Origin of the sequence: Actinomadura sp. NBRC 104412, from assembly GCF_030269515.1 — a bacterium.
Classification (GTDB): domain Bacteria; phylum Actinomycetota; class Actinomycetes; order Streptosporangiales; family Streptosporangiaceae; genus Spirillospora.
In genome coordinates this window covers 1-4,735 of the sequence record NZ_BSTM01000068.1, presented here as the reverse complement: position 1 = coordinate 4,735, position 4,735 = coordinate 1, and the positions used below count along the sequence as shown (strand labels likewise).

Sequence of the window (4,735 nt, the reverse complement as noted above, 5' to 3'; positions counted from 1 at the left end):
AATCCATACAGGCGGCATTCCAGTATCGGGATGCACAGCCCCGTCACGTTCGAAGGGCTCAACCTGCCCTCAGACACCACCGAGTGACCTCACCGCAGGTGTCCGTGCTACGGGGGGAACCTCAGAAATCCAACATTCTGGCGATTGTGCACGTCACGGGCGGCGCTTGGGCATGGAATTACTCGTTTAGAGCGGGAGAGCACTGTCTTCCGGCTGTGCGTCGGGTGCCTTTTCAAGGCCCGTTGCCTCTACGGCCGCAACCAGCGTCGACCACGGCCCCGGCCACATCGGCCAGCGCGTTAAGCCTTTGCGATGGGGATGTTGGCTGCGCGGGCCCACTGCTCCGCTGTCTCTCGCTCTGACCCCCATGCGGGCAGCGCCAGCTCGCCTTCGCGCGTGATCTGGCGGGTGCCGACTGCGTTGAATGACTGGAAGAGGTCGCTGACCAGCCGCTCGGTTGCCTGGGCCAGCTCTTGCCCGTCGTTGGCGAGATGATCGATCAGGAAGTCTGCCTCGCCGCGCGCCGACATCTGCGGTTCACCTCCAAGCACATCCCGGCCATCCCCGAAGAACCCCACGGTCAGGATGATCAAGCTGCCGCCAAGAACCGGCGGCCCGTTGAGGATCGGGGCGTACGGGTGAAGGCTCGCAGATGTTGCAGCGCTTCCGGACACACCGACGCGATCGCGCGCATGCCGACCGAGCAACCGCAACGCAGACGCCGTCCAGGCTGTCACAGAAGAGTCCCACACCCCCGACGGCCCGGCTTCAGGGCGCTGCCCGGGCAGATGGATCGCCACCGCACCGGAGCCGTCCGAGTGGAGCTCGGCCCTGATCGCGGGCCAGCCGGCCGTCTCGGCTGTGAGCCGGCGCCGCCCCACGCCGACGCGTGTCAGTTCGCCCAGCTTGTTGCTGCCGATCAGGATGGAGTCCTGCTGGATGTCGCGGTTGAACTGTGCATGGCTGTCCCGATCGATGATCATATGTCCGGGGAGGTCGGGCGCCAGGGACACGAGCAACAGCCCGGCCGTGTAGTCGTGGACCTTGCCCTTGTCCTTGTGATTCTGGATGGCTTCGAGGCATTGCGCCTCAACCGTGGTGAGCCGCTCGCTCTGTTCGGCTGCCGCGACGAACCTGCGCCTGTAGCCAGTGGCGATATCGCTCTCGGACATCCAGATCTTGCCTGTGCCGTGGCGGCGTGGCCAGCGCAGCTTCTCCTTCTCCTTGGGGTCCAGGACCGCGTGAGGCGCCAGCGGGCTACGCGGAACCATGATGAGCAAGAGTCCGCGTGGGGTCGCGCTGGTGTCGGTCGGGTCGGGGACCGCCCGCATGTCAAACTGGGGCTGCGGGAAAACCCGACCCGCGACACACGTTCTGATGCGCCGCTGGAAAGCGTCGGTCAGTTCGATCCCGACAGCCTTTGACGGCCGGGCGTTCGCCTCCGCCATCCCGACAATGATCACGCCCCCGAGGTGGTTGGCGAAGGTGGCGATGTCGACGGCGATGTCGTCGCTGCCCTTGTCGCCGGCGTCATACCTGAGCTTGTAGTCCAGGTCCTCGGCCTCGCCAGCGGCCTCATTGGACGTCAGCGCCTGGAGTTGCTCATAGGACACGGTTTCGGGCGAGGCGCCGAAGATCGTCGTCAGACGCGCGGACTGGAACGCCAAGGCTTGCTCCCATGCCGGTGGAGAGGGGGTGCCCTACTTTGCCGGAGGCGGTGCCTGTCTTCACCGGATTATCCAATCGCTAGACGGCGCGTTCGGTCGTTCAGCCCTGTCCGGCGATAATGGCGCACCAGCCGATGTGCCACGCCGGGCGAGGTGGTGGGCGCCGCCTCGATCATGAGTGACGGTCGCAGCCCGCAGTGCCCGCCCGGCGTGTTGGGCCACGACATGCCTGCCGCACACGTCCGGCTGGGCTATCGAAGGCGCAGGTCGGCAAGATCGAACACCCCGGACTGGTGCTGTGCCAGCAGCTGGGCGACCTGCTGGGGTTTGAGATCGATCGAGGCGATCCCTTCAGCTGTGAGCGGTACCTCTTCCACGTGGTACGCGCCTCTGGCCGGCTCGGTGAACTCCGGGCCGGTGCGCTGGGCCAGGTCCCAGAACTTGATCGTGGCGAGGAAGTACAACTCGGCTTCGTCGGAGCCGTCGATCACATGGATCAGCGAGTGGATGTGCGTGTGCCCGCCCAGTTCCTCGCGCATCTCGCGCAGCAGCGCGTCCTCTGGCGTCGCGTCATTGTCCTCGACGGCCCCGCCGGGCAGCACCCAGTACGGCTCCATCCTGGGCCGGAGACGTTTGATCGTGAGCATGCCGACGGCGGGGGTGAGAAGAATGCCCCGAACACGCATCTTCGTAGTCATCCTTCCGGTGGGAGTGCCTGGCCTCCGACCGCCACGATCCCCGGCCCGGTGCCGATCCGGGCTAAGCCCTTCCAGCCGAGGCCGATGGCACCGGACGTACCGGGCAAGATCCTCGATGCTGGGCGGGGCGCTGGTCGAACACTACGGTCCCAAGTTTGGTCGTCCTGTCCCGCCTGCTGGAGCAAAACCGTCTGCTAGGGATCGGACGCCATGGCCAGCAGCAAGCTCACCGGCACGGCCCTGGCCGCTGTGGCGCGCGGCAGTGACTGTGCTCGACTGGCCGTTCCCGTTGCCGACCCCGGGTTGCTTCCCCGCGCGCGTCAACAGCCGCGACAAGACCCGGGACCTGACCGGTGTCTTCGGTTTCTTCGCGCTGCTGCGCGTGGCGGTTCGCGATGAACTCACCGCCCACCCCGAGATCATGGTCGTGTTCGACGGCGAACACGGCAGCGCCCGGCGGCGCGAACTCGACCCCGGCTACAAGGCCCACCGTGGCAAAGACGAAACCGCCCTGGCACCGATCAAGGCCCTGCCCCACATCAAACAAGGCCTCGACCTTCTCACCGTCCCCTGGATCGAGATCGACGACGCCGAGGCCGACGATGTCATCGCCGCACTCGCCTGCACCTGGTCTGGTGACCGCAACGCGGTGATCATGTCCGGTGACCGCGACATGTATCAGCTGGTCACCGATCGCGTCTTGGTCCTGAACATTGCCAAGCCGGCAGGGCAGCGACTCATCGACGCCAAGCACATCCAGGCCCGGTACGGCGTGCCGCCTGCAGCCTGGTGCTGCCGTACCGGGCTGGTGGGAGACCCCTCCGACGGCATCAAAGGCGTTCGGGGTATCGGCGCCGTCACCGCCGCGCGTCTCCTGCACGACGGCTTGTCGCTGGAAGAGCTCCCCGCCTCCGGACGGCTGGTGGGCAAGAAGGGGCGGCTGGTGCTGGAGAACCTCGAGCACGCCATCCGCTGCCGAGACCTCGCCCGCCTGCGCCACGACATCCCACTGCCGACCACACCCACCGGGCACGCCTCACCCGCCCTGCCCCTGGCCGCCGAAGTCCTCGCCCTGCTGGACCTGTGGTGAACCAATCTGACCGGCAGGAGCCTGGGCGTGGCTGGGCGTTCAGGTGTGGGGTCGGGCTGGTACGCCGATTCCGCCGGCCAGGTCGGCTCGGAAATCGTCGATCCGGTGGCTGGCCCCGTCCGCCGGAGCGATCTGGGGGTCGTGGGAGGCCAGCCAGTCCTGGGCGGCGTTCACCCGTTCGCTGAGGGTGAGGATCCCTTCCGCGGCTCGGATGTCGAAGGGGAGCCAGTCGGCGGCCAGGCGGCGGGCGGCCCAATCGACCACGCTCCGCACCCGAGGGAAGTCCGGGTCGTCGGTGTGACCGCAGGGGGTGAAGTGCATGTCCAGCCCTTGGCGGACCAGATCGATGAGCGGGAAGCCCCGCTGGAGACCTTCGGTCAGAGCGGTGGCGTAGGCGTCCATCAAGCCGGTGACGGTGTGGCCTTGCTTACCGCAGGTGAGGAAGACCTCGCCGAGGCGACCGTCTGCACCGCCGTTGGCGGTCAGGGTGAACCGCTCTCCACCGATGGTCACCGAGGTGGTGTGGCCGAGCCGTTTCCTCGGCATGGGCACACCACCGGCCGTGCGCATTGACTGTTGCTGCATCTCCGCCCGTAACACAACTTGTGCCAAGGCTGACCTTGGCAGGCCACTACATGTGGGACTGGTGAAGGCTAGCGAGCGACAAGAGCCGATGTCGCGCGACCCACCGAACCTCCTAACTCAAGCGGCCTGGGGCGCCGCGCTCCTCGCGGCGATCGCCACCTTGCGATGGTGGTCCCAGGGATCGCGCTGTGGCGGTTGTCGGTGACGAGATGGCCGTGCCAGGTGGCGGGTGCGTTCAGGTTTGTTCGTGCGTGCGTAGGTGGTGTTTGAGGAAGTCCGCGATTTGTTCGTAGGCCTGTAGTTCGTTGTTGCGGTTGGTGAACCCGTGGCCCTCGTCCTCGTAGACGTCGTAGCGGACGTCGACGCCCCGAGTCCGGAGGGTTTCGACGAGCTGGTCGGATTCGGTGCGGGGGACGCGGGGGTCTTGGGCGCCTTGGAGGATTGACCCCTGGTACGGCGACGGGCACGACATCCTCACCGCCCTGTTAGCCGCCTACACCGCGCACCACACCGTGCTCGTCCTCACCGACACCCCGGCCATGCCCGTCGTGGAGATCCTCGTGGCACCCGTGAGCTTCCCCCCGTTCACCGGACACCTGTCCTGAGGTCACCGGCGATCATCAGGAAGGATGTTCGTCATGCCGTCACCACACCCGCCCGAGTTCCGGCGCCGCGCGGTCGAGCTGGCCCGCCAA

6 protein-coding genes are annotated in these 4,735 nt (G+C 66.9%); 2 read left to right on the top strand and 4 right to left on the bottom strand.

All coding sequences use genetic code 11. From position 1 onward, the window contains the following. Window positions 1-299 precede the first annotated feature (299 nt). On the bottom strand, window positions 300-1,667 hold the full coding sequence (locus QSK21_RS35605) for an AlbA family DNA-binding domain-containing protein (RefSeq protein ID WP_285702167.1): 1,368 nt from the start codon (window positions 1,665-1,667) through the stop codon (window positions 300-302). Window positions 1,668-1,918: 251 nt separating this feature from the next. Next, window positions 1,919-2,353, bottom strand: a complete 435-nt coding sequence (locus QSK21_RS35600) for an NUDIX domain-containing protein (protein WP_285702166.1) — start codon at window positions 2,351-2,353, stop codon at window positions 1,919-1,921. A 274-nt stretch (window positions 2,354-2,627) separates the two neighbouring features. Between QSK21_RS35600 and QSK21_RS35595 the strand changes: the two genes are divergently transcribed. Continuing rightward, entirely contained in the window at window positions 2,628-3,455 is an 828-nt protein-coding gene (locus tag QSK21_RS35595) for a 5'-3' exonuclease (RefSeq protein ID WP_285702165.1), read from the top strand. Between the two features lie 39 nt (window positions 3,456-3,494). On the opposite strand, the gene QSK21_RS35590 is transcribed toward QSK21_RS35595, so the two are convergent. Together QSK21_RS35590 and QSK21_RS35585 are read right to left on the bottom strand one after the other, a co-directional pair. Continuing rightward, the gene (locus tag QSK21_RS35590; protein WP_285702164.1) at window positions 3,495-4,001 is read right to left on the bottom strand and encodes a TSCPD domain-containing protein; all 507 of its coding nucleotides are present in this window, start codon (window positions 3,999-4,001) and stop codon (window positions 3,495-3,497) included. Window positions 4,002-4,275: 274 nt separating this feature from the next. Next, a complete protein-coding gene (locus QSK21_RS35585) occupies window positions 4,276-4,512 on the bottom strand; it encodes an alpha/beta hydrolase family protein (RefSeq protein ID WP_285702163.1) in 237 nt (78 codons plus the stop codon). On the opposite strand from QSK21_RS35585, the gene QSK21_RS35580 reads away from it, so the two are divergent. Then, window positions 4,445-4,645 (top strand): hypothetical protein, encoded by a 201-nt coding sequence (locus QSK21_RS35580; protein WP_285702168.1) that lies wholly within the window; start codon window positions 4,445-4,447, stop codon window positions 4,643-4,645. The genes QSK21_RS35585 and QSK21_RS35580 overlap by 68 nt on opposite strands. Window positions 4,646-4,735 lie beyond the last annotated feature (90 nt).

Coding starts and splice junctions, on each gene's coding strand:
- QSK21_RS35600 (WP_285702166.1), bottom strand. CDS start 2,353: ATGCGTGTTCGGGGCATTCTTCTCACCCCCGCCGTCGGCATGCTCACG.
- QSK21_RS35590 (WP_285702164.1), bottom strand. CDS start 4,001: ATGCCGAGGAAACGGCTCGGCCACACCACCTCGGTGACCATCGGTGGA.
- QSK21_RS35585 (WP_285702163.1), bottom strand. CDS start 4,512: ATGTCGTGCCCGTCGCCGTACCAGGGGTCAATCCTCCAAGGCGCCCAA.